Annotated in this window: 2 protein-coding genes and 1 pseudogene; all 3 read left to right on the forward strand. The window is 74.7% G+C overall.

Annotated features, from left to right (window positions below; translation table 11 throughout):
- A partial coding sequence (locus RWP81_RS16165; protein WP_314457834.1) for a glycosyltransferase occupies nucleotides 1–542 on the forward strand: 542 nt, incomplete at its 5' end.
- Nucleotides 539–2,368 (forward strand): ABC transporter ATP-binding protein, encoded by a 1,830-nt coding sequence (locus RWP81_RS16170; protein WP_314457836.1) that lies wholly within the window; start codon nucleotides 539–541, stop codon nucleotides 2,366–2,368. The genes RWP81_RS16165 and RWP81_RS16170, both read left to right, overlap by 4 nt.
- Nucleotides 2,365–2,584, forward strand: a pseudogene (locus RWP81_RS16175) (aminoglycoside phosphotransferase family protein); the annotation flags it as partial. The gene RWP81_RS16170 and the pseudogene RWP81_RS16175, both read left to right, overlap by 4 nt.

The raw sequence follows: 2,584 nt of genomic DNA on the forward strand, positions 1-2,584 counted from the left end.
CCGTCGGGTTCGTGGGCACGCTCAAGCCCTGGCACGGGGTGGACGTGCTGGTGGATGCCATGGCCGAGCTCGCGCGGCGGGGGCGGCGGGCGCGGCTGCTCGTCGTCGGCGACGGTCCGCAGCGCGCGGAACTGCAGGGGCAGGCGAAGAGCCTCGGAGTGGATGCCGAGTTCACCGGCGCCGTCGCCCCGGAGGACGTACCCGCGGTGCTGCAGCGCCTCGACATCGGCGTCGCGCCGTACCGGGCCGCCGACGACTACTTCTCGCCCTTGAAGGTCTCGGAGTACCTCGCCGCCGGCCTCCCCGTCGTGGGCAGCCGGGTGGGCCAGGTGCCCTCCCTCGTCCGGCACGGGTCCTCGGGGCTGCTGACCGCGCCGGGCGATGCCGCCGCGCTGGCCGACGCCCTGCAGACGCTCGTCGACGACACCGCCCTCTGCCGGCGGATGGCCGATCGGGCCCGCCAACAGGCGGTCGCCGAGCACGGATGGGACGGGGTCCTCGCGCGCATCCTGGGCGACGTGCCGGCGGCGGTGGCGTCGTGAAGCGGCAGAAGACCGCCTCCCCGCGCGCCCTGCGGCGGAGCCTCGCCATCGTCCGGCCGCACCTGCGCGGCAAGGCGTCGCTGATCGTGCTGGGCATGGTGGCCCTGCTGGCCGACGTGGTCTTCCGCGTGCTCGAGCCGTGGCCGTTGAAGTTCGTCGTCGACTCGGTGTCGGTGAGCCTGGGCGCATCGACGGGGGCGGCGGCGGGGATCCCGCAGGCGAGCCTCGGGCTGCTCGTCGCGTGCGCGACGCTGCTGCTGGGGCTCATCGCCCTGCGGGCGGTGGCGGCGTACGCGAGTACGGTCGCGTTCGCCCTGGTCGGGTCGCGCGTGGCGACCGAGCTGCGCGCCCGCGCGTTCGCGCACGTGCAGTCGCTGTCGGCCCGCTACCACTCGACCGCGTCGTCGGGCGACGTCGTGCAGCGACTCGTGAGCGACATCGGCCGCCTGCAGGAGGTCGCCGTCACGGCGGGGCTGCCCCTGGTCGGGAACATCATGACCCTCGTCGTCCTCGTCGTCGTCATGTCGTTCATGGACCCCCTCCTCACCCTCGTCGTGGTGATCGCCGCCGCGCTGTACGCGGTGTCGTCGAGGCGGAGCTCCACCCGCATCACCGACGCGTCGCGCACCACGCGGAAGGGCGAGGGCGCCCTGGCCGACACCGCGTCGGAGGCCCTGGGGGCCATCCGCGTCGTGCAGGCGTACGGCCTGGAGCGCCGCCTGGCCGGCGCCTTCGCCGACGGGAACGACCGGGCCCTGACGCAGGGTGTGCGCGCGCGCCGCCTCGCGGCCGGGCTGGAGCGACGCACCGACGTCATCGTCGGGTTCGCCACCGCGGCGGTGCTCCTCGGCGGCGGCTGGCAGGTGCTGTCGGGCAGCATGACCCCCGGCGACCTGGTCGTCTTCGTCGCCTACCTCAAACTCGCCATGCGCCCGTTGAAGGACCTCGCGAAGTACACCGGCCGCATCGCTCGGGCCGCGGCATCCGGCGAGCGCGTCGCCGACCTGCTGGCGGAGCCCGTCGAGATCGCCGACGGCCCCGACGCCGCTCCCCTGCCCCCGCTTCGCGGCGACGTCGCCTTCGAGGCCGTCGCGGTCGACGACGGGCGCGGCAGCACGGTGTTCCGGGACCTGACCCTGCACATCCCCGCGGGTCAGCACGTGTGTCTGCTGGGTCCGTCGGGTGCGGGCAAATCCACCCTGGCCGGCCTCCTCGTGCGCGCGGCGGATCCCCGCTCCGGTCGGGTGCGCCTGGACGGCATCGACGTCTCCCGCGCCACGATCGCGAGCGTCCGCTCCTCGGTGTCGCTGCTGCTGCAGGAGTCGATCCTGTTCGCCACGTCCGTCCGCGAGAACATCCGGTACGGGCGCCTGGATGCCACCGACGCCGAGGTCGAAGACGCGGCGCGCCGCGCGTTCGCGCACGACTTCGTCACCGCCCTCCCCGACGGCTACGACACCGTCCTCGGCGCGCGCGGCGGCACCCTTTCGGGCGGGCAGCGTCAGCGGATCGCGATCGCCCGCGCGCTGCTGCGCGACAGTCCGGTCATCGTGCTCGACGAAGCCACGACCGGGCTCGACCCGCACGCGCGCGGCCAGGTCGGCGCGTCGCTGCAGGCGCTGACCAGGGGACGCACGACCCTGTCGATCACGCACGATGTGACCCAGGCGCTGTCGGCCGACCGCGTGCTGTGGCTCGAAGACGGTCGCATCGTCGAAGACGGAGCGCCGCACGAGCTCATCGAGCGCGCCGACTCGCGCGTGCACGCGTGGATGCGGCGCGCCGACGACGAGGATGCCGTCGCGACGACGGGGGGCCGGCGATGACCGCGGCCGTGCACGCGCTGATCGAGCGAGACCCGGGCGTTCCCGGGCTGCGGACGCTGCTGGATCCGGCATCCCTCTCCGACGCGGTCGGGGCACCCGCCGAGGTGCGCCACCTGCGGTACAAGCCGGGCACGAGCCTGCTCCTCGCGTACACCACGCCCGAGGGCGCGTTCTGGGCGGGGGCGTGGGCGGGGCCCGACAAGCCGGGCTCGGCCG

Source organism: uncultured Microbacterium sp. (assembly GCF_963521695.1).
Lineage (GTDB): Bacteria > Actinomycetota > Actinomycetes > Actinomycetales > Microbacteriaceae > Microbacterium.